The sequence below is a fragment of the Acidovorax sp. genome (genome assembly GCF_034519795.1).
Lineage (GTDB): Bacteria > Pseudomonadota > Gammaproteobacteria > Burkholderiales > Burkholderiaceae_C > Acidovorax.
The window spans coordinates 613,221-631,351 of the sequence record NZ_JAXHOB010000012.1 but is presented as its reverse complement, the minus strand read 5'-3'; the positions used below and the strand labels follow the sequence as shown (position 1 = coordinate 631,351).

19 protein-coding genes and 2 pseudogenes are annotated in these 18,131 nt (G+C 65.6%); 15 read left to right on the top strand and 6 right to left on the bottom strand.

What is annotated here, in order from left to right; all coding sequences use genetic code 11:
- Positions 1 to 19 precede the first annotated feature (19 nt).
- The 7 genes and pseudogenes from U5N23_RS16525 to U5N23_RS16500 all read left to right on the top strand — a co-directional run bounded on the left by U5N23_RS16525 (position 20) and on the right by U5N23_RS16500 (position 5,825).
- A complete protein-coding gene (locus U5N23_RS16525; protein WP_322593863.1) occupies positions 20 to 2,506 on the top strand; it encodes an RHS repeat-associated core domain-containing protein in 2,487 nt (828 codons plus the stop codon).
- The gene (locus U5N23_RS33150; protein WP_416208620.1) at positions 2,503 to 2,829 is read left to right on the top strand and encodes a pilus assembly protein PilP; all 327 of its coding nucleotides are present in this window, start codon (positions 2,503 to 2,505) and stop codon (positions 2,827 to 2,829) included. Before U5N23_RS16525 ends, U5N23_RS33150 begins: the two co-directional genes overlap by 4 nt.
- A gap of 290 nt (positions 2,830 to 3,119) precedes the next feature.
- Positions 3,120 to 3,830: an RHS repeat-associated core domain-containing protein gene (locus U5N23_RS16520; protein WP_322593891.1), complete on the top strand. Its 711-nt coding sequence runs from the start codon at positions 3,120 to 3,122 to the stop codon at positions 3,828 to 3,830.
- A gap of 7 nt (positions 3,831 to 3,837) precedes the next feature.
- The gene (locus tag U5N23_RS16515; RefSeq protein ID WP_322593862.1) at positions 3,838 to 4,110 is read left to right on the top strand and encodes a hypothetical protein; all 273 of its coding nucleotides are present in this window, start codon (positions 3,838 to 3,840) and stop codon (positions 4,108 to 4,110) included.
- Between the two features lie 47 nt (positions 4,111 to 4,157).
- Positions 4,158 to 4,334, top strand: a pseudogene (locus U5N23_RS16510) (transposase); the annotation flags it as partial.
- Between the two features lie 644 nt (positions 4,335 to 4,978).
- Positions 4,979 to 5,380 (top strand): hypothetical protein, encoded by a 402-nt coding sequence (locus U5N23_RS16505; protein ID WP_322593861.1) that lies wholly within the window; start codon positions 4,979 to 4,981, stop codon positions 5,378 to 5,380.
- 205 nt (positions 5,381 to 5,585) lie between these two features.
- On the top strand, positions 5,586 to 5,825 hold the full coding sequence (locus U5N23_RS16500; RefSeq protein ID WP_322593860.1) for a hypothetical protein: 240 nt from the start codon (positions 5,586 to 5,588) through the stop codon (positions 5,823 to 5,825).
- Between the two features lie 86 nt (positions 5,826 to 5,911).
- Here the strand turns inward: U5N23_RS16500 and U5N23_RS16495 are convergent.
- A pseudogene (locus tag U5N23_RS16495) lies at positions 5,912 to 6,244 on the bottom strand (C4-dicarboxylate ABC transporter substrate-binding protein); the annotation flags it as partial.
- Between the two features lie 182 nt (positions 6,245 to 6,426).
- Between U5N23_RS16495 and U5N23_RS16490 the strand changes: the two are divergent.
- On the top strand, positions 6,427 to 7,416 hold the full coding sequence (locus U5N23_RS16490) for a hypothetical protein (protein ID WP_322593859.1): 990 nt from the start codon (positions 6,427 to 6,429) through the stop codon (positions 7,414 to 7,416).
- A 52-nt stretch (positions 7,417 to 7,468) separates the two neighbouring features.
- Here the strand turns inward: U5N23_RS16490 and U5N23_RS16485 are convergent, their stop codons facing one another.
- Entirely contained in the window at positions 7,469 to 8,851 is a 1,383-nt protein-coding gene (locus U5N23_RS16485) for a TAXI family TRAP transporter solute-binding subunit (protein ID WP_322593858.1), read from the bottom strand.
- Between the two features lie 312 nt (positions 8,852 to 9,163).
- On the opposite strand from U5N23_RS16485, the gene U5N23_RS16480 reads away from it, so the two are divergent.
- The 4 genes from U5N23_RS16480 (at position 9,164) to U5N23_RS16465 (ending at position 11,261) form a co-directional block, all read left to right on the top strand.
- A complete protein-coding gene (locus U5N23_RS16480; RefSeq protein WP_322593857.1) occupies positions 9,164 to 9,832 on the top strand; it encodes a gamma-glutamylcyclotransferase in 669 nt (222 codons plus the stop codon).
- A 97-nt stretch (positions 9,833 to 9,929) separates the two neighbouring features.
- Positions 9,930 to 10,199, top strand: a complete 270-nt coding sequence (locus tag U5N23_RS16475) for a hypothetical protein (protein WP_322593856.1) — start codon at positions 9,930 to 9,932, stop codon at positions 10,197 to 10,199.
- A gap of 81 nt (positions 10,200 to 10,280) precedes the next feature.
- Positions 10,281 to 10,886 (top strand): hypothetical protein, encoded by a 606-nt coding sequence (locus tag U5N23_RS16470; RefSeq protein ID WP_322591879.1) that lies wholly within the window; start codon positions 10,281 to 10,283, stop codon positions 10,884 to 10,886.
- Positions 10,887 to 10,934: 48 nt separating this feature from the next.
- On the top strand, positions 10,935 to 11,261 hold the full coding sequence (locus tag U5N23_RS16465) for a hypothetical protein (protein WP_322591880.1): 327 nt from the start codon (positions 10,935 to 10,937) through the stop codon (positions 11,259 to 11,261).
- Between the two features lie 103 nt (positions 11,262 to 11,364).
- Here U5N23_RS16465 and U5N23_RS16460 read toward each other — a convergent pair whose 3' ends face one another.
- The 4 genes from U5N23_RS16460 to U5N23_RS16445 form a co-directional block, all read right to left on the bottom strand.
- On the bottom strand, positions 11,365 to 12,360 hold the full coding sequence (locus U5N23_RS16460; RefSeq protein WP_322593855.1) for a hypothetical protein: 996 nt from the start codon (positions 12,358 to 12,360) through the stop codon (positions 11,365 to 11,367).
- A gap of 42 nt (positions 12,361 to 12,402) precedes the next feature.
- The gene (locus U5N23_RS16455) at positions 12,403 to 13,380 is read right to left on the bottom strand and encodes a hypothetical protein (protein ID WP_322591882.1); all 978 of its coding nucleotides are present in this window, start codon (positions 13,378 to 13,380) and stop codon (positions 12,403 to 12,405) included.
- Positions 13,381 to 13,391: 11 nt separating this feature from the next.
- Positions 13,392 to 14,093, bottom strand: coding sequence for a glutathione S-transferase family protein (locus tag U5N23_RS16450; protein ID WP_322593854.1), 702 nt, complete (start codon positions 14,091 to 14,093; stop codon positions 13,392 to 13,394).
- Positions 14,094 to 14,167: 74 nt separating this feature from the next.
- The gene (locus tag U5N23_RS16445) at positions 14,168 to 14,653 is read right to left on the bottom strand and encodes an Lrp/AsnC family transcriptional regulator (protein WP_322593853.1); all 486 of its coding nucleotides are present in this window, start codon (positions 14,651 to 14,653) and stop codon (positions 14,168 to 14,170) included.
- A 118-nt stretch (positions 14,654 to 14,771) separates the two neighbouring features.
- Here U5N23_RS16445 and U5N23_RS16440 point away from each other — a divergent pair, with 118 nt between their 5' ends.
- From U5N23_RS16440 to U5N23_RS16430, 3 genes are all read left to right on the top strand, one after another.
- Positions 14,772 to 15,392 (top strand): LysE family transporter, encoded by a 621-nt coding sequence (locus U5N23_RS16440; RefSeq protein ID WP_322593852.1) that lies wholly within the window; start codon positions 14,772 to 14,774, stop codon positions 15,390 to 15,392.
- Between the two features lie 151 nt (positions 15,393 to 15,543).
- Positions 15,544 to 17,364, top strand: a complete 1,821-nt coding sequence (locus U5N23_RS16435) for a S8 family serine peptidase (RefSeq protein ID WP_322593851.1) — start codon at positions 15,544 to 15,546, stop codon at positions 17,362 to 17,364.
- A 66-nt stretch (positions 17,365 to 17,430) separates the two neighbouring features.
- Positions 17,431 to 17,994, top strand: coding sequence for a S8 family serine peptidase (locus U5N23_RS16430; RefSeq protein WP_322593850.1), 564 nt, complete (start codon positions 17,431 to 17,433; stop codon positions 17,992 to 17,994).
- The last annotated feature ends 137 nt before the right edge of the window (positions 17,995 to 18,131 follow it).

The window sequence follows — 18,131 nt, the reverse complement described above, 5'->3', positions numbered from 1 at the left end:
CGGCAACACGGGCACCTATGTGCTCGACAACATGGGCAACCGCACAAGCGAAGAGGTGCGCAACAGCCAAGGCCAATTGGCCTGGCAACTGGCCCGAAGCATCAACAGCCTGAACCGCGTGGCAAGCACCAGCGCCGGTGGCCAGAGCATTACCTATGCGTACGATTACAACGGCGACCCGGCAGGCGAGACAAACGGCCTGAGTCAGAGCACCACCCAAAGCCGTGATGCCCTGCGCCGCGTCAAGAGCATCACCAACGCCGAGAACGCCACCGCCAGCCTGACTTACAACGCACTCGACGGCGTCACCTCCGTCACCGACCCCAAAAGCGTCACCACCACCTACACCCGCGACGCCCTGGGCAACGCCACCAGCGAATCCAGCCCCGACAGCGGCAGCGAAACCACCCAATACGACGCCCTGGGCCTGCCCAGTAGCATCACCAACGCCCTGGGCCAAGCCACCACCATCACCCGTGACCTGCTGGGCCGCCCCACGTCGATCACGCACCCCGGTGGCACCACCACCCTGCGCTACGACCAGACCTCCACCAGCAAGGGCTACCTGAGCGAGATTGAAGACGCCAGCGGCCTGACCACCTACGAGCGCGACGTGCATGGCCGGGTGACGAGCCAGACCCAGAAGCTCATCAACAACGACACCCGCACCCTGGCCTACAGCTACCACGCCACCACAGGCCTGTTGGCCAGCACCACTTACCCCGGTGGCCAAGTCCTGCAAAACGTCTACGACGCCACCGGCCAGCTCACTGGACTGACCTGGGCCGGCCAGCCATTGGTCAGCGGCATCACCTGGAGCCCCCTGGGCCAGCCCACCGGCTGGAGCTGGAACCTGCCCGGCGCATCGGCCGCCATCCCGGCCACCCGCACGTACAACACTGCAGGCCAACTCACCGCCACCGAGTTCAGCAGCTACACCTACGACGCCGCAGGCCGCATTACCAGCCTCACGCAATCGCTGATGCAGCCCGCCAGCACCGACGCGCAAGCCAGCACGGTCACCCAGGCCCCCGCCACCTGGACAGTCACCTACAACCGTGCAGGCCGCATCACCGGCTTCACCAAACAGGTGGCAGCAGGCACCCCCGCCCACACCGTCACCTACGCCTACGACGCCAACGGCAACCGCACCACCAGCAGCCAACAGCGCGCAGGCACCACCACCAACCGCACCTACACCCTCACCGCCAACCGCCAGACCGGTTTCAGCCAAACGCAGACGGGTGCCAGCACCGCCAACACCAGCGTCACCTACCAGTACAACGCCGCCGGCGACCTGCTGAACGACGGCCTGCGCACGTTCCAATACGACAGCCAGGAACGCCTGGAAAAAGTCACCACCGGCACGGGAGTGGACGCCCCCAGCACCCAGTACGCCCACAACGCCCTGGGCCAGCGCGTGTTCAAGACCGAACCGCTGTTTGCCAGTGGTGGCGGATCCGGTGGAACCACCAGCGGCAAGAACCTCAACAACCTGCTGGCCGACCCCGAAGACCAGGAAGCCGAGCAAGACAAGGGCCTGATCCAGACCGCCTACGAATTCTTCACCCGCCTGTGGAGCCCCGGCAGCAGCGACGCGCAGAAACTCGGTTATGCATATGTCTACGGCCAGGACGGCACCCTGCTGGGCGAATACGGCATGGGCGGCAGCAACAGCAGCGGCACCACCCAGTACATCTACCTGCCCACGGCCAACGGCCCCATGCCCATTGCCGCCATCGTCAATGGGGTCGCCTATGCCGTACACAGCGACCACCTGAACACCCCGCGCAAGCTGACCCAGCCCGACGGCCAGGTGGCCTGGCAATGGGCATACAGCGCGTTTGGGGATGAGCAGCCCACCCTGGGCTCCAAGCGCTTCACCAACGAAACCACCAACCCCACCACGGGCACCACCACGATCCCCGAGGTGACCTTCAACCTGCGCTACCCGGGCCAGTACTACGACAAAGAAAGCAACCTGCACTACAACTACTTCCGCAGCTACAGTGCGGAGCGGGGGCGGTATACGCAGGCGGACCCGATTGGGTTGGAGGGTGGGTTCAATCGGTTTGGGTATGTGGAGGGCAATGGACTGCAGTATGCTGATCCTTTTGGACTGAAACCAGGTGACATATTCCCTTCCCCAGATGCGGCCGCTCAAGATGCTGGCAATTATTCGCGTGGGCTAAATCCTCAATTTATAGAGTATGGAGGATGGGTTTATCCAGATAAAGGTGGTTATACATATAACCTCACAAAGGGAAATCCTGGAGGCATCCCAAAGGGCGAGATGGACAAATTGCGACTGCAATGTCCGGTTCCTCCGGTAAGCTCATGGCACACTCATCCCGATCCAGGAAATACAAATCCAGATATGAATGACTTCAGTTCGGGTGATAAGGATTTTGGAAATTACTATCGCGTGCCTGTTTATTTGAAGACTCCTATGGGGTCGACTCTGGTCTATGATCCTGCAACGGGAAAGGTTCGTCGCTTAAAATGAAATCCTTTAGAATTTTTGTTTGGCTGCTATTGTTTTCGCCGGCGTATGCATGGGCGACGCGAGATCTTCAGTCTTTGGAGGCGTTTGATAAAGCCTCTTTGTCTGTGAAGGCGGTTTATTTTAATAAATCCACAAAGCAGCCATATGCAGTAATAAGAGATCCTGGTGGCTATGTCCATCGAGTCTACAGAGGTGACTATCTGGGGAAAAATTTCGGCCGAGTAGTTGAAATTTCCAGGCATAGAGGTGTCCGCGTGATTGAGGCTGTTCAGGGGGGGCGGGGAATGGGTGCAGAGCGAAAGTTGGATTTCTTTCGAAAGTAAATAACGCCGTGCTTACTGAAGGAAAATTGGAATCAAATGAAGATATATTTCAAAAATAATCAGTAATTGGTGTGGATGGCAACCGTTTCATCAACGAAACGACTACCCCACCACGGGCACCACCACCATCCCCGAGGTGACCTTCAACCTGCGCTACCCGGGGCAGTACTACGACAAGGAGAGCGACCCTGGATGCGGCAGTTGAATGCGCCCGAGGGTGCCGTGATCGGCGTGCCAGGCAAGGCGTGAGGACGCGGCGCACTGTTGTGCGCAAGGACGAACAACGCAGCATGGTGCGGCGAGCGCGGTGCCATCGGGTGCATAGCGCCACTGTCAATCGCCCAACCGGGGTGCTCAAATGCCCGACACACGGCTTGCGCCAACGAGGTCGCTGGAGGACACTGGCGCGGTCAACTGCCGGATCCAGGGTGGGGCACTACAACTACTTCCGCAGCTACAGTGCGGAGCGGGGGCGGTATACGCAGGCGGATCCGATTGGGCTGGATGGTGGGTTCAATCGGTTTGGGTATGTGGAGGGCAACCCATTGAGAAACGCGGATCCGACAGGGCTGTGGACTTTTCAGGTCGGGGTTTCTCTTACGGGCTCTGGTATTCCGGCGCCGTTTGGGTTAGGGGTATACGGTCAAGTAGGTGTAGGTTTTGCAATCGATGGAAACGGCAACATGGCCGGCTATTGGAATTACGGTGGCGGCGGCGCTCTGGGGACTACAGGCGCCGTTGTTGGGGTTCAGGGCATTTGGTCAAATGGGGATACGGTGTGCGACTTGCGAGGAGATGCGACTAACTTTGGTCTCAATGCTGCAGGAGGCTGGGGAGGTACAGTGGACACGTTCGGGGGGAGTGGATCAAGAGGTCAGCCGGTAGGGGGTGTTGGTGTCACAGTCGGCGGTGGGGCCGGTGTTTCAGGATATGGTGGAGTTTCGCGCACTGGTGTAACGTTGTTTGGCGATTCGCAGGACTGCACATGCCGGGCAAAGTAGGGTTGCAATGAAAAATTTTTTGCTTGCGATGATTAGTTTCGTGCTGCGCTATTCGGGCCCGGTGCTCGCCGTGTGCCACATCCAATTGTTCAAGCACTACTTTTCTCAAGGAAAAAAGGAGCCGGACTTGACCCACACCGTCATCCTGAATAATCACGGTGTTAATAGGTATATCACCGAGTGGCAGGATCAAATTCTCAATATTTCGATGGTTGTGGTCACGATTATGTTGGCTGTTTTCTTTTTCATGATAATTCTGCAGCTTCGGCGAGGGCGCTGATAATCTTTGGGGATTTTGCCTGCGCAAGTGTGATGGAGAGGCAAGACTTGCCTTTTGCCAAAAGGCGCTCCACTGGCTTTGACGACAAGATCGTGGCCATGTAAGCGCTTGGCATGACCGTGCGCGAGATCCAGGCCTTTCTGACAGAGCAGTACGGCGTGGATGCCTCAGCGCAATTCATCAGCTCGGTCACCGACGAGGTGATGGTTGAGGTCACTTCCTGGGGGTGAAGGGTCAGGTCTTGCCTTTTGCCCCCCAGACGACCAGATGATTGGCAATGAGCCTACAGCGCCTTTGGCAACGAACAGTCCACCCTGTGCTCCAAGCGCTTTCACCAACGAAACCACCAACCCCACCACGGGCACCACCACCATCACCCGAGGTGACCTTCAACCTGCGCTACCCGGGGCAGTACTACGACAAGGAGAGCGACCCTGGATGCGGTAGTTGAATGCGCTCGAGGGTGCCGTGATCGGCGCGCCAGGCAAGGCGTGAGGACGCGGCGCACCCTTGTGCGCAAGGAAGAGCAACGCAGCATGGCGCGGCGAGCGCGGTGCCATCGGGCGCATAGCGCCACTGTCAATCGCCCAACCGGGGTGCTCGCAGGCCCACCAGGTTGTTTGCCCCCGCAGCTAGGCTGGGTGACACTGGCGCGGTCAACTGCGCGCGCATCGGGTGCCTTCACCCTCAGCGGGCGCCATGTCCCCCCGCGTGGAACAGGCAACTATTTCACGAAACGGTGCCCGGGCGCAGGCGCTGGAGGCTCTGCCCGCCCAGGGGGTGCGCTACAACACCTGCATGATCCAAGCCAGCGACGATCGGCGCTGCAACCCAATCCACTGGACCCGTTGTTCTGCCAGGTGCCCCCATGACCCCTGCACACCACCGCCTCATCCCCTTGAGCGCAGCCATCGCCGAGTTTGGCCTGGAGGCCTTGTTCCATCGCGATGGCCGCTTCGATGCGATGCAAGACACGATGGTCCACCCGTTCGGTTCGCCCCATGCGGACGGCCCACTGATGGCCTTGGTGTTCGATGGCGACACCTGCCTGGACGAGCCCTTCGACGCCGTGGCTGCGGGCGCCAAGCGCCGCGGCCATAGGGACGGCTCCGCCACGTCCCTGGAGGAACTGCTGGAACGCGCCTGCACCGTGGTCGTCAACGGCGACCTGCAGGCACCGCGCATCGACACGCGTGGCTGCCAGGCGCTGTTTGTGTTTGGCAGCGTGCGCTGCGGTGCGTTCGAGTTCTGGCAGGGCCCAGTCCACTGAAACCGAGAAATCGGCTGTGCGCCGGGGTGGCGGGGATGCAGCGCAAGGCGCGGGCTGCGGCCAAGGCTGGCCGCCTTGGCAAGCCCGCAACGCCGCGATGCGCCCGCTGCAGACCCTCGCACGCACCGTTCCGGAGGCTCGAGTGGACCAGCCTGGATCACCGGCGACCTGTTGGCCTCGCGCGCCGTGCTGGCCACGGCCAACCATGACGACCCGGACCAGGGCCGACCACGAAGGCCGCAGCTATGCCTGCGTGCTGGGCAGCGTGCAGGCCCCGCGTGTGCAGACCTGGTTCATGCACCTGGGCCACCTGAACTGGCGCGAAGGCAGCGGTGCGGAACTGCGCGAAGACGAGGTATACGAAGGCCGCGAGCACCTGTGGAAGACCGACCCCGTCTGGCTGCGCAGCAACGGCATCGACAACGCCATGGGTGTGCCGGGGTGACCTCCCGCCGACCGGTCCCCGCCGACCGGTCCCCGCCGGCTTCGCCCGCCAGCGTATTGTCGGCAGGAGAGAGGCCGCCAAGCCCATCAACTGGCGGACTGCACCTTGTCGGGGACCAATGCGGCAGGGTCTGGCACGGGCGCATCCCCCGCCCGCACCCGCATCAACTTCCTGCGCACCATCTGAATATGGTTGCGCAGCGCATACAGCTCATCCGCATACGACAGCGGCACACTGATCTTTTCCACCTGGGCCTCCAGCGCGTCCAGGGCCCTGAGCATCTCGGGGTGGCCGGCGGGGTTGGTCTCCAGGGTGTCCTCGATCTCGCGCAGGCGGCCGTACCAGCGGAACACGCGCGAGCGCACGCGGAACTGGTACAGCGGCGGCACGATGCGCGACAGCGGCAGCAGTACGGCGATCCTCATCCAATGCACATGCACAGTTGCTTCGGTAAGGGCTACCAACGGTGCATATGGCCGATATGATGAGGGGGATAGAAGAGGGCGGATAGGGCGGAGCAAGGCGCTTCCAAACGCTACAGCATCCCCCGGAGGCGCTTTCGGTGCCCTGGCGCCAGTAAATTCTGATTTTGAAACAGTCGATGAAATTCAATACTGCCAAGCGCTCGCATCAATCCAACGCGGCGCTGCTTTTGCTGTCTGCGTTGTTGTCCGTTTCTGTTTTTGCCCAGACTCAGCCACCCGGCAAGAAAACGGTGACGGCCGTGCCAAAGCCTGCTGAGAAAGTGGCTGAGCCTGCGGCTCCGGTGGAGGCTCGCGCAGAAGCCCTGGTTGCGCCACCCGCAGACATGCCAAAGCCTTTTGCGCCGGTGTTTTTTGACCCCGCAGCCCCTGTGCTTCAATACGTTCAAAATGAACCCAGGAAGGTTTACGACTGGGTGGTGGAGCAACTGGTGTCGGTCCCTGGCAAGCCCGACAAATTTTCCAGCCTGGACGAACGCAACGCCTACGACGCTGCGCTTGCTGCTCGCATGGGAGGACTCGGAACTATTCCCATCATCGGCCGCTGCATTCTGGACTACAACATCGCCTATGAGACGTACGAAGTCAAAGCGCTTGCCGCGCCCGTGAAAAGCGATATCGACGGCTCCCATAGCAAGCCCGAGGCGCTGAATCTACGCCGGGTGACGCTGGGCAAGGCGAATGAAAAAACCGATTCGTACGAGGCCAGCAATGCATATGGCGCCATCACCAAGGTCTTGCGGAATACCCGTGACAACTATGCCCTGGTGCTCTCGGGAACCCCTGGCAATGAGCCTTCGTCGGCGTTGGCGCGGGGTGCCAGCTCTTCCGTGCTCTCGGGCTATCTGCACGACTTCTATTACTACCGGCAGTCCGTGAAGATGCCGAGGGATATGGCCCGGTCGCTGGAAAAGGACATTGGCTGCCTGTATGTCGCATCGCTCGCCGCGCCGTGGGTAGTCACGTACCAGGAGCGCACGAGTCCCACGCGCAGCGATCCGATCGACGAAACCGACAACTACTTCGCGCTTTACGGCAAGCTCGACATGGTCGCTGTTATCAACAAGGCCACCGGAGAAATCTATTCGAAGGTGGAACGAGGCCGATAGCGGCAACGCGCCGTCCACATGGGGGCGATGGCTGCCTGTCGGGCATCTGCTGTCAGCCCGCCTGCTCTGCAGGTTGTGGTGTTGCAGGCACTTCCTCCGCCAGACCCCCCGCCTGCACCCGCAGCAACTTCCTGCGCACCATCTGGATATGGTTGCGCAGGGCATACAGCTCGTCCGCGTACGACAGCGGCACGCTGATTTTCTCCACCTGCGCCTCCAGCGCGTCCAGGGCCTTAAGCATCTCGGGGTGGCCGGCGGGGTTGGTCTCCAGGGTGTCTTCGATCTCCCGCAGCCGCCCATACCAGCGGAACACGCGTGAGCGCACGCGGAACTGGTACAGCGGCGGCACGATGCGCGACAGGGGCAGCAGCACGGCGATCAGCAAACCCATCACCAGCCACATGCGGTCGATGAGGTTGGCGATCCAGAACGGCAGATAGCGCTGCATCATGGGCACGGGCTCGTTGATGGCGCGCTCGCCCTCCTTGGCGATGGGCAGTTCGCTGTGGCGGGTGCTGGGGAACTCGCGCGCGCGGTTGAACCAGCTGGCGCCGCCGTGCAGCTTTTGTGCGTTCTGCGCAAACAGCGTGAGCAGGGCAGGGTGGGTGCCGTCGCGGGCCAGCAGCGAGGTGGTAGTGGCCACCAGGCGCGCGTCCAGCGGCGGGATGTTGCTGGCCAGGTCCACCACGCCGCGCGGCAGGGTCACGGGCGTCAGGTACGGAAAGCGCCGCGCGTAGGCCTCGTGCTGGGCAAAGTCCATCAGGTGCACGCCAGGGGTCTGCAGCAGCATCTGCACCATCAGCGATTCGGGGGCCGAGGCGAACACCAGGGCATCGAGCTTGCCGTCGAGGAAGGCCACGGTGGCCGGCGTCTGCTCCAGCTGCGACAGGCGCACCTGCTTGGGCTCCACGCGGTTGGCCTCCAGCAGTTGCTCCATCAGGCGCGGCACACCGCTGCCTTCGGACCCCACGTTCACGCGCAGGCCGCGCAACTGGCGCAGGCTGTCCAGCCGGCCCGCAGCGTTCACGCGCAGGGCCGATTCGGCGCGGTAGAACAGCCAGATCGGCTCCACGAACAGGCTGCCCAGCGATGCCAGGTTGTCCGGGTCATCGGGCAGCAGCTCGGCCGTGCCGCCCTGCACAAAGGCCAGGTCGGCCTCGCCATCGCGCAGCAATTGCAAATTGTGTGACGAGCCCGCGCTGGGCTTGAGCACCACCTCGATGCCATCGGCCGCCAGCGCCTTCTGGTAGCGCTTGCCAAACTCTTCGTACGCGCTCTGCGCAGGGCCGGTGGCCAGCGTCACCGTCTTGGGCGGGTTGGGGTTGAGCCACCAGTAGGCGGCGATCAACAGGCCCACGGCCAGAAAGGCCAGCGGGCCGGCCGACAGGATCAGGTCGCGCAGGGTGAGGAAGGTGTTGCGGAAGGCCTGGGGCATTGGGTGAGGGATGTGTGGATGTCTTGTCGGGCAGTGGCGGGGGCAAGACCGCCAGTGGTGGCGGTTCGGTGGCCGGTGCCGCCGGGCGCGCGGGCGGGGCTGTGGTGCGGCGATTATCCGTGCATGAAGCGGGCAGGGCGCCAGGCTGGGCGGGATCAACGTATCCGTTGGTAGAAACAAGCCGGGCGCTGTGGTTGCATGGCCCCAGATGGACGTAACAGTTTGCCTTGGCGGCCCGGTTTTTGCGTGGGGTGGTCCAATGGTTTGTGCCGCATGGCAAACTTGACCCACCTTGGGCGTTTTTGACTGAAGATGACCATCCTCACCCGCGAGAACCTCAGCAACGGCAGTTTCCGCAACCGCATGAACATGGACGCCCACCCGGCATGGTGGTCTGACGAGCGGGTGGAGGCATCCTTTGCCCAGGCCTGGGCCAGCCGGCCCAAGGGGCCCGCCTGGGTGTTCGGCTACGGCTCGCTGATCTGGAACCCGCTGATGCCGTTCGAGGCCCAGCACACGGCCACACTGCAGGGCTGGCACCGCAGCTTTTGCCTGCGCTCCATCTCGGGCCGCGGCAGCCCCGAGCGGCCGGGGCGCGTGCTGTCGCTCATGCCCGGGGGCTTTGTGCAAGGCGTGGCCCTGCGCCTGCCCGAGGCCGAGGCCCAGGGCGAGGTGCGCATGCTATGGACGCGCGAGATGACCGGTGGTGGCTACCTGCCGCGCTGGCAGCCCGTGCAGCTGGAAAACGGCGAGTCCGTCACCGCCATCACCTTCGTCGCCAACCCCGAGCACCCGCAGCACGAGCACGATGCCTGCGCCGAAACCGTGGCCCGCCTGGTGGCGGTGGCCCAGGGCGTGTTCGGGCCCAATATCGACTACGTGCTTTCGCTCGACCAGGCGCTGCGCGAGCGGGGGCTGCACGATCCGTATGTGGAGGCCATCGTGCGCGGCATCAGGGATGCACAACAGGTCGAAGGGTAGGGTGCGCAGGCCTTTTGTGGTGCCCGCTGCCGCCGACCAAGAGACAATGCGGGCTGGCCCTGCATCCCAATCAACATCCGCTTTCGCCCGTTCATCCATGCCCATCCACGCCTTGATTCCCAGCCGCACCCTTCTGATCGCCGTCGACCCCGATGGCAGTTGGTCCCTGGCGGACGATGGCACGCCGGGCTCGGCGGATGTGGATTTCCGCCTGGAGATCACCGATGACGGCGGCAGCGGCTGCCTGCTGGTGTGCGCGTCGCTCGACGGCCAGCTGGCCGCCGACCACTGGTTTGCCACGCTCGGCGAGGCCCAGGCCTTTGCGGCCGATGCCTTTGGCGTCGAGGTGCCGGAGTGGGGCGGCTGAGGGCCAAAGGCCCAAAATCGCTGCCAGCCGCGCCGACAATCCCTACACCGTGTCCTTTTTTTCCATCCACAAGACTTTGCGATGACCGAGCCCATCGACCCCAACGATCCATTGGAAACCACGCAACGCGCAGCGCTCGGCGAATATGCCGACACCACGCAACCCGCGGGGCTTGGCGACTCTGGAGAGCCGGCGGAGCCGGACCAGGACGCCCCCGCGGAAGTGGTGCGCCTGATCGCCGCGCTGACCGCCATACCGGGCGTGACCCGGGCGCAGCTGGACAACACCTACCTGCCCGAGGTGGCGCTGGCCGACCTGTCGCAGCCCGGCGGCCCGCATGCCGACCTGCCGATTGCCGCGCTGCGCCGATCCGGCGGCGCGCTGGAGAACGAGGTGCTGCTGTCGCTGGAATTCCGCATCCAGCGCAACGAATCGGGGCTGCGCGCCGCAGAATTCCTGTCGTGGTGGGTGCGCGAGCAGTCGCGCTTGGGCGAGAACATGCAGCTGCGCACCCTGGGCCAGCCCCCCATGGTGGCGGGCGAGCAGCAACTGGGCCGCACCCTGCGCTTCACCATCGACTGGTTCTACGCCGACACCTCCGAGGACATGGCCAACGTGCTCAGCGCCGTGGGCGGCAAGGCGCTGGCCCTGGAGCTGGCCACCACCATGTACAAGGATGCGTTCTAGAGGACGACTCCATGGGCCCGCCTGGCGTGCCCGCACACGAGCCGCCGCATGACCATCGACCCCACCGAACTCATCCTGCTCGGCCTGTGGCTGGTGGCGCCCGCCGTGGTGCTGGGCCTGATGGTGCTGTATGCCCTGCACCAGCGCTTTGGCGAGCGCCTGGGCCTGCGGCCCTGGCGGGCCGCCAGCCTGCTGGTGGTGGTGGGCATCGCCTTCACCGCGCTGCTGATGGCCCACGGGCCCGCCGGATTGGTGCGCGCACTGGGCGTGCGCGACCTCCGCATCTTGGGCTGGTACACCATGTGGGCGCCGCTGGGCTTTGTGGCCGAGGCGCTGGCCCTGCCGGTGGCGCTTTGGCTGGGGCGCGGGCGGTAGAGCACGGCGTACGAGACAAAGCTGTGGCTGCAGTGCACGACGAGCAGCAGCGCATCCCCGTGCTGCACGAGGAACCAACTGGCGGTCTCATGGTCGATGACGTTCATGGGGGCGCCGGTTCAGGCCATGGTGCAAATTCGCGCGCCAGCATCTCGCGCCCGGGCAGCACCTGCTGCACGCGGTGCATCACGCGCGCGAGCAGCGGGTCGCTGGTGTCGATGGGCCGCTCCACGCCCCACCAACCGGCCGGCAAGGCGCTGGCGGCATGCAGCGGCGGTGCTGGCCAGTGGGGCGGCGGCGCATGGCCCAGCCAGATGCGAATGCGCACCCAGCCCAGCAGCTCCATGGCCACAACCATGTCGTGGAAGGTGTCGAAATCGAAGGTCTCCTCATCGGTCGTGACACGGGTCTCGCGCTGGTGCGCCTCGGCTGCAGCGCTCAGGGCAGCGGCCAACGCGGGCGAGCCACTGTCGGTGTGCACATGGTCAATCAGCCCCTGATAAGCCGCGCATGCGCCCGAGGTGTCCACCATGCCCGGCATGCAGAAGGCGCTGACGGGCTGGGCCGCCACAGGCGTAAGCCAGTGCGTGAGCAGCGACAGTGCAAACGGCCCGGACTTGGAGCCCGCATCCAGCAGGTGGCCGGCGCTGTGCAGCGCCAGCATGCGCCGGCCCCATTGCGCGCAGCGCAGGCGGTCGCCCAGGGCGGCCAGCAGGTACAGCACCCCGGCGGCCTGGTAGCTCAGGATGTGCGGTTGGGTGATCTCCCCACCCTCCAGCCGGGCGCACTGCACCGCCATGCCCCACAAACGCCAGGCTGCGGCGCGGCTCCAGGCAGGGCCCGGGTCCGTTCCCTTGGCCGCCCATGCATGGATGGCCTCGGCCTGCAGCCAGAAGCCCAGGGTGCCCATGCACACCGTGGAGGGCGAGCGCACATAGCCCGCAGCTTTTTCGGTGTGCGCGTTGGAAAAGCGCCTTACGGGCAACTGCGCATAGTCGGCCAGCGCGCGCTCCGAGCGCGTCAGCAAGGTGGCCTGGTTGCCCGGGTGGGCCAGCCACTGCCCCAGTTGGGCAAGGGCCTCGTCGGTGCTGCTGCGCATCGTCATCAGTCCTGGGCGTGTCCGTGGTCAAACATCCTGCGCTCAGTCTCGTGCGCACCGCTGCCGTCCAGGTGGCTGGCCATGCGCACCACGGGGCCGTGCAGGTAGCCGTCGACCAGCATGCCTTCGCGCCACTGGCGCATGCCGTCGCCCAGGCTCAGCAGCTCCACCAGACCGCCCGGCAAGGCACTTGCCCGAAGGGTTGGGGCGAAATCGGGCGGTTAGACGCCCCGGCTGCTTGCATGGGCGCGAGCCCATGCGGCGCATCCGAAGCATCCACTCGTCCCGATTGCGCCCCAACGCGGCCCCGCAAAGAGCGTGAACACGTTCTGGTGTTTCGGCCTGCAGCAGCGTGCGGTCGCGCGAGAACCAGACCACGTCGCAGCTACCGTCCTCGTTCTCCAGCGTGTTCGGCCCTAGCGGGAAACCATCGTCAAAACGCAGGCGGTACGCGCCATCGTCGAGCACCACATGCTCTATGCCGTACCCGCGCAGGCCGCGCACGGCCTCGATGGAAAAGGCGCGCACGACGTCGGCCTCCAGCGCCTGGCGGATGGCATGGTGGGCCGCGAAGAAGCGCTGCTGCCAGGCCTCGACGCGTTCGGCATACGGGGCCAGGATGGCGTCGCAGCTGGGGGCAGCATCCTCGTCATCATCACCGTCCTCGTCCTCCCGCTCGGCCGCGGCGGCGTAGGCTGGGGCGATTGCGTGCCAGATGGCATGCACCTCGTCGACGAACGGCAGGGCATCCGCCAGCGCCGGGTTGTGGGCGATGGATGCCAGCACCCGGCCGGGGTCGCCGCCCCTCTCCAGCAGCACGTTGCGGAAATACTGGTCCACACCGCCGTTGGAGGCCTGGGCGTCGAAGAGGTCGAAGTCATAGACGGCGCGCACAGGCGGCGCCAGGCCGAGCGGCATCTCCTCGCACAGCGCATTAATGATGGCGGCGCTGAAGAACGGCGCCCGGCGAAGCAGGGTGGGCCAGTCGATGGCGGGCAGGGAGTGCTTGGTGGTGTTCATGGTGTCGTGCCTCAGTCCCGGTCCGGCGCACCCAGCGGAAAATGCGGACGAAAGTACCGCGCCTCGTCCACCGCACGCGCGAACGAGGGGCGCGCCAGCAGCCGCGCACGGTAGGCGCGCAGCGCAGGGTACTGCTCGGCAATCGGGTGCGTCCAGTCCGCATAGAACAGCGAGGGCGCGGCTGCGCAGTCGGCCAGCGTGAAGTGCTCGCCCGCGGCCCAGGTGCGGCCAGCCAGCCGGCCTTCGAGCCAGGCGTAGGCACGGTCGAGCTTTTCCACGGCCAGGGCCATGCCGTCCCGGCGCTTGACCGCATCGCCCGTGAGCGCGCCGTTCACGGCCAGTTGCATGGCGTTCATCACATGCAGGTCGAAAAAACGGTCCATGAAGCGCACGTCGAGCGCCTCCACCGGGTCGCTCGGGATCAGGCGAATGGGGCCGGGGTGCTTGAGCTGCAGGTATTCGATGATGATGCTGGTCTCGACCACGTCGCGCGCGCCATCCACCAGCAGCGGAAACTGGCGCAGCGGCCACTTTGCCAGCCATGCCGCCGCATGCTGCGGCGCATCGGGCCCCAGCACGCGAAACTCGAAGGGCGTGGCGTTTTCGTACAGCGCGATCAGCACCTTCTGCGTGTACGACGAGAAGGGGTGGCCGTAGAGCACGGGTGGCGCTGCTGCGGTGGCCTGGGGTTCATGCGGGGCGGGCTGGTTCATCCGGGTCTCTTCCTGCGGGGGAGGTGGATCGAAGGCGCACGGTACCACGCGGGCGCGGGCGGTTTCCCATGCGGCTACGGCGCGCGCCCGCTTGTGCCCGGCGGCACCAGGCCGCGCCGCGCGATGGGGGTGGAGAACACGATGGAGGTGCGCGTCTCGCCGTATTGGTTGATGGTGCCGATGAAGCGCTCCGGGTCGGCCAGGCTGGTGGCCACCACAGTCATCACGTACGAATCGGCGCCCGCCACGTGGTGGCATTCCAGCACTTCGGGGGCCGCGCGCAGCCGGTCCAGCAGGGGCTTCTTGGCAGGCTGGGCCACGGTGATGCCGATGGTGGCCTGCACCGGGTAGCCGGCCTTGGCGGCGTCCAGCTGCGCGGTGAAACCTTGCGCAATGCCCGCATCCTGCAGCCGCTTGAGCCGCTCCGCCGTGGCGGCCACGGACAGGCCGGCCGCCACGGCCAGCACTTTGAGCGGTGCGCGCGCGTCACGCTGCAGTGCGCCCAGCAGGCGCCAGGCGGCATCGTCCAGCTCGTGGGCCTGGGTTCTTGTCAGAGCCATGTTTCACCAGAAAAAAGCGGGGTCCAGGCCCGATGGGCCGTAGCAATCCACTGTACCACCGGGTTCCGGCGGCAGATGATCGGTGCATCCGCATCATCAAGCCAGCCGCATTTGCACCATGTTCGACATACAGAATTACGCCAGCTTCATCGCCGCCATCCTGGTGTTCCAGGCCGTTCCCGGCGCTGGCACCATCGCCATCCTCGACGCCACGGCACGCGACGGCCGCAGCGCGGGCATGGCTGCGGTGCTCGGCACCCTCGCGGGCGATGGCCTGTTCATGCTGGCGGCAGCGGCCGGCCTGGCTGCGCTGCTGCAGGCGCAGCCCCTGGCCTTTCAGGGGCTGCAGTGGTGTGGTGCTGCCTACCTGTGCTGGATGGGCGTGCAACTGCTGCGCCGCCAGTCCGGTGGTGTGGATGCCGCGCCCGCGCGCCCGCAGGCGGTGGGGGTGTACTTTCGCCGCGCCTTGCTGGTGAGCCTGACCAACCCCAAGGTCATCCTGTTCTTCGTCGCGTTCTTTCCGCTGTTCCTCAAACCCGGCGCCCCCGGCGCCACGCTGGCGCTGATGATGCTGCACGTCACCGTGCTGAGCCTGGCCTACCAGACCGCTCTGGTGCTGGTGGGCAACCTGGTGGCGGTGCGCCTGAAGGCGTTTCCCGGCGCCCGGCGGCTGGCCACACGGATTGCGGGTGTGGCCCTGGTTGGGCTGGGAGGGCGGTTGGCCGCCGGTATTCGCTGAGACGGATGTGTATTTGATCGCATGGCGGCGGTCCGGCGGGCAGCGCCTCCATATTTCGCTGGTGAAAACCCCGGGCGGTTTCGATAATCGTGTGGCGGTGCAACGTTCGAGCGCCGCCGCCATCAATTCAAAACCAACAGGGGTGTCTTCCATGCGTCTTCCACGATCCACCATCGGCAGGCCTGCGCGCCTGGCGCTTGCCACCGCCTTGCTGGCCGCCTGCGGGCTGGCCGGTGCGGCCACCACCTGGTCGCCCGACCGCCCGAGCGAGGTGCGCATCGGCAGCCTGGTGGTGGGGGACACCAAGTACGACAACGTCGTCATCACCGTGGGCAGCGTGCTGGGCTTCAGCGCCACGGGGCCCAACCGCAGCTATGACAGCTTCAACCCGTCCAACGGGCAGCTCACCATCGCCACGCTGACGGTGGGCAGCCAGTCCTTCTACGACGTGGTGATCACGGTGGGCGGGCTGGTCAGCGTGGGCGGGGGCGGGCCGCTGCCGGCCCTGGTGCCCAATGACCCGCTGTTCAGCCGCCAATGGCACCTCAGGAACACGGGCCAGAGTGGCGCGGGCGGCCCGGCCGCCCTGGCGGGCGAAGACCTCAACATCGGCAAGGCTTGGCAACTGGCCACCGGCACGGGCGTGCAGATCGCGGTGATCGACGATGGCCTGGACATCTTCCACGAAGACCTGCGCGTGGTGGCCGGCAAGAGCTGGGATTACCGCACCAATGCCTATGGCGATCCATCGTCTTCGACCAGCCCGCACGGCACCAGCTGCGGCGGCCTGGCGGCGGCCATCGGCAACAACAACCTGGGCGTGACGGGCGTGGCCTTCAACGCGCGCCTGGTGGGCTACAACCTGCTGTCGGCTACCACGGGTGCCTTCGGCGCCGATGCCATCACCAAGGACCTGGCCAGCAACCACATCTACACCAACAGCTACGGCGCCACCGACAGCAATGGCCTGCTGTCCCCGGCCGACGAGCTGTGGCGCGACGCCATCCGCACCGGCATCAGCACGGGCCGGGGCGGCAAGGGCGCCATCTACACCTGGGCCGCAGGCAACGGCGCGCCCGAGGACCGCTCGGACTACGACGGCCAGGCCAACTTCCAGGGCGTGCTGGCCATTGGCGCGCTCAACGACCAGGGACAGCGCTCCTCGTACTCCGAGCCGGGCTCCAACGTGCTGGTCACGGCCTATGGCGGCGAGTTCTGCAGCACCCAGACGACCACCACCACCGATGTATCGGGCGCCGGCGGCTACAACGACGGCAACAAGCCCGAGGACATCACGGGCAGCACCAACTACACGCGCTGCATGAACGGCACCTCGGCCGCCACGCCGCAGGCGGCCGGCGTGGCCGCGCTGCTGCTGGAGACCAACCCCGCGCTCACCTGGCGCGATGTGCGCGCCATCCTGGCCCGCACCGCGCGCAAGACCGACCCCGCCAACGCCGGCTGGGCCACCAACGGCGGCGGCCTGCACGTGAACCACGAGTACGGCTACGGCGCCATCGACGCGCTGGCCGCCGTGCGCGCCGCCGCAGGCTGGGCGCTGCTGCCCGCGCAGAAAACTGCCACCCAGGCCGCCACGCTGGGCAGCCCTGTGGCCATTGCCGACAACGGCGCCACCGCCACCAGCAGCCTCACGCTGCAGGGCAGTGGCATCGGCAAGCTCGAGTTCGTGGACCTGGCCATCACCTCCAGCCACACCAACGTGGGCGACCTGGAGATCACGCTCACCAGCCCTGCCGGCACGCGCAGCACGGTATCGGTGGTGCGCGATTGCAAGGACACGGCGGCCAACGCCGTCACCTGTGGCGCCGCCCTCGAAGCGGGCTTCACCTTCGGCATCGCGCGCCTGATGGGCGAGGCCGCCGACGGCAACTGGACCCTGTCCGTGCGCGACGGCAGAACCGGCGAGACCGGCAGCGTCTCGGCCTGGAGCATCAGGGCCTATGGCTACTGAGGGGCAGCGCCCCCTGTTCCACCGCACACCTCCCATTTCACCGAATACCTGCATAGGCCTCACACCATGAAGCTCCCCACTTTCTCTCTCCTGCGCCTTGCCGCACTGGCCCTGGCCGCCAGCGCGGTGGCCGCCGGCGCCCTGGCCGCCACCACGGCCCATTACTTCGACGGCGACACCCAGCGCACCATCACGCTCGACACCAGCCTGGTCGCCGTCATCACCCCGATCCCTGAAACCGGCAGTGCGCAGGCGCGCAGCGTGGGCGAGGGCGCCAGCCCCGCCCCCCTGGTGCAGCTGCAGCCCGCCAACCAGAGCGTGGCCAAGGGCGCTGCCGGCACGCACATTTCGCCCGTGTACCGCGAGGGCAACTCCCCCGCAGGCCGGCTGATGGCACTGCCCGGCGGCGTGGTCGTGAAGTTCAACCCCGACTGGAGCGACGCCCAGGTGCGCGCCTGGGCCCAGGCCAAGGGCCTGACGGTAGCCCAGCGCCTGGGTACCATGGGCAACTGGTACCTGATCGCCACAGCCCCCGGCAGCGCCGCACTGGAGCTGGCCAACAGCCTCAAGGCGGGTGGCGAGGTGCTGGCGGCCATGCCCAACTGGTGGAAGCAAACCGCAGCGCGTTGAGCTGACCGTTGAAGGGCCCGCCACGCCTCTCGCAAGGGGCGTGGCTGTGTGTGTGGTGCGCAGCCCGTGAGCTGCCTACGCACCACCCCATGTCCCATGTTCTGGAACGCCCGCTTTTCAACCTGTCCGTGGTATCA

Bases quoted from the DNA above. Each gene is read 5' to 3' on its own strand.
- U5N23_RS33150 (WP_416208620.1), top strand. From the start codon at position 2,503: ATGAAATCCTTTAGAATTTTTGTTTGGCTGCTATTGTTTTCGCCGGCG.
- U5N23_RS16520 (WP_322593891.1), top strand. From the start codon at position 3,120: ATGGTGCGGCGAGCGCGGTGCCATCGGGTGCATAGCGCCACTGTCAAT.
- U5N23_RS16515 (WP_322593862.1), top strand. From the start codon at position 3,838: ATGAAAAATTTTTTGCTTGCGATGATTAGTTTCGTGCTGCGCTATTCG.
- U5N23_RS16505 (WP_322593861.1), top strand. From the start codon at position 4,979: ATGACCCCTGCACACCACCGCCTCATCCCCTTGAGCGCAGCCATCGCC.
- U5N23_RS16500 (WP_322593860.1), top strand. From the start codon at position 5,586: ATGACGACCCGGACCAGGGCCGACCACGAAGGCCGCAGCTATGCCTGC.
- U5N23_RS16490 (WP_322593859.1), top strand. From the start codon at position 6,427: ATGAAATTCAATACTGCCAAGCGCTCGCATCAATCCAACGCGGCGCTG.
- U5N23_RS16485 (WP_322593858.1), bottom strand. From the start codon at position 8,851: ATGCCCCAGGCCTTCCGCAACACCTTCCTCACCCTGCGCGACCTGATC.
- U5N23_RS16480 (WP_322593857.1), top strand. From the start codon at position 9,164: ATGACCATCCTCACCCGCGAGAACCTCAGCAACGGCAGTTTCCGCAAC.
- U5N23_RS16475 (WP_322593856.1), top strand. From the start codon at position 9,930: ATGCCCATCCACGCCTTGATTCCCAGCCGCACCCTTCTGATCGCCGTC.
- U5N23_RS16470 (WP_322591879.1), top strand. From the start codon at position 10,281: ATGACCGAGCCCATCGACCCCAACGATCCATTGGAAACCACGCAACGC.
- U5N23_RS16465 (WP_322591880.1), top strand. From the start codon at position 10,935: ATGACCATCGACCCCACCGAACTCATCCTGCTCGGCCTGTGGCTGGTG.
- U5N23_RS16460 (WP_322593855.1), bottom strand. From the start codon at position 12,360: ATGCGCAGCAGCACCGACGAGGCCCTTGCCCAACTGGGGCAGTGGCTG.
- U5N23_RS16455 (WP_322591882.1), bottom strand. From the start codon at position 13,380: ATGAACACCACCAAGCACTCCCTGCCCGCCATCGACTGGCCCACCCTG.
- U5N23_RS16450 (WP_322593854.1), bottom strand. From the start codon at position 14,093: ATGAACCAGCCCGCCCCGCATGAACCCCAGGCCACCGCAGCAGCGCCA.
- U5N23_RS16445 (WP_322593853.1), bottom strand. From the start codon at position 14,653: ATGGCTCTGACAAGAACCCAGGCCCACGAGCTGGACGATGCCGCCTGG.
- U5N23_RS16440 (WP_322593852.1), top strand. From the start codon at position 14,772: ATGTTCGACATACAGAATTACGCCAGCTTCATCGCCGCCATCCTGGTG.
- U5N23_RS16435 (WP_322593851.1), top strand. From the start codon at position 15,544: ATGCGTCTTCCACGATCCACCATCGGCAGGCCTGCGCGCCTGGCGCTT.
- U5N23_RS16430 (WP_322593850.1), top strand. From the start codon at position 17,431: ATGAAGCTCCCCACTTTCTCTCTCCTGCGCCTTGCCGCACTGGCCCTG.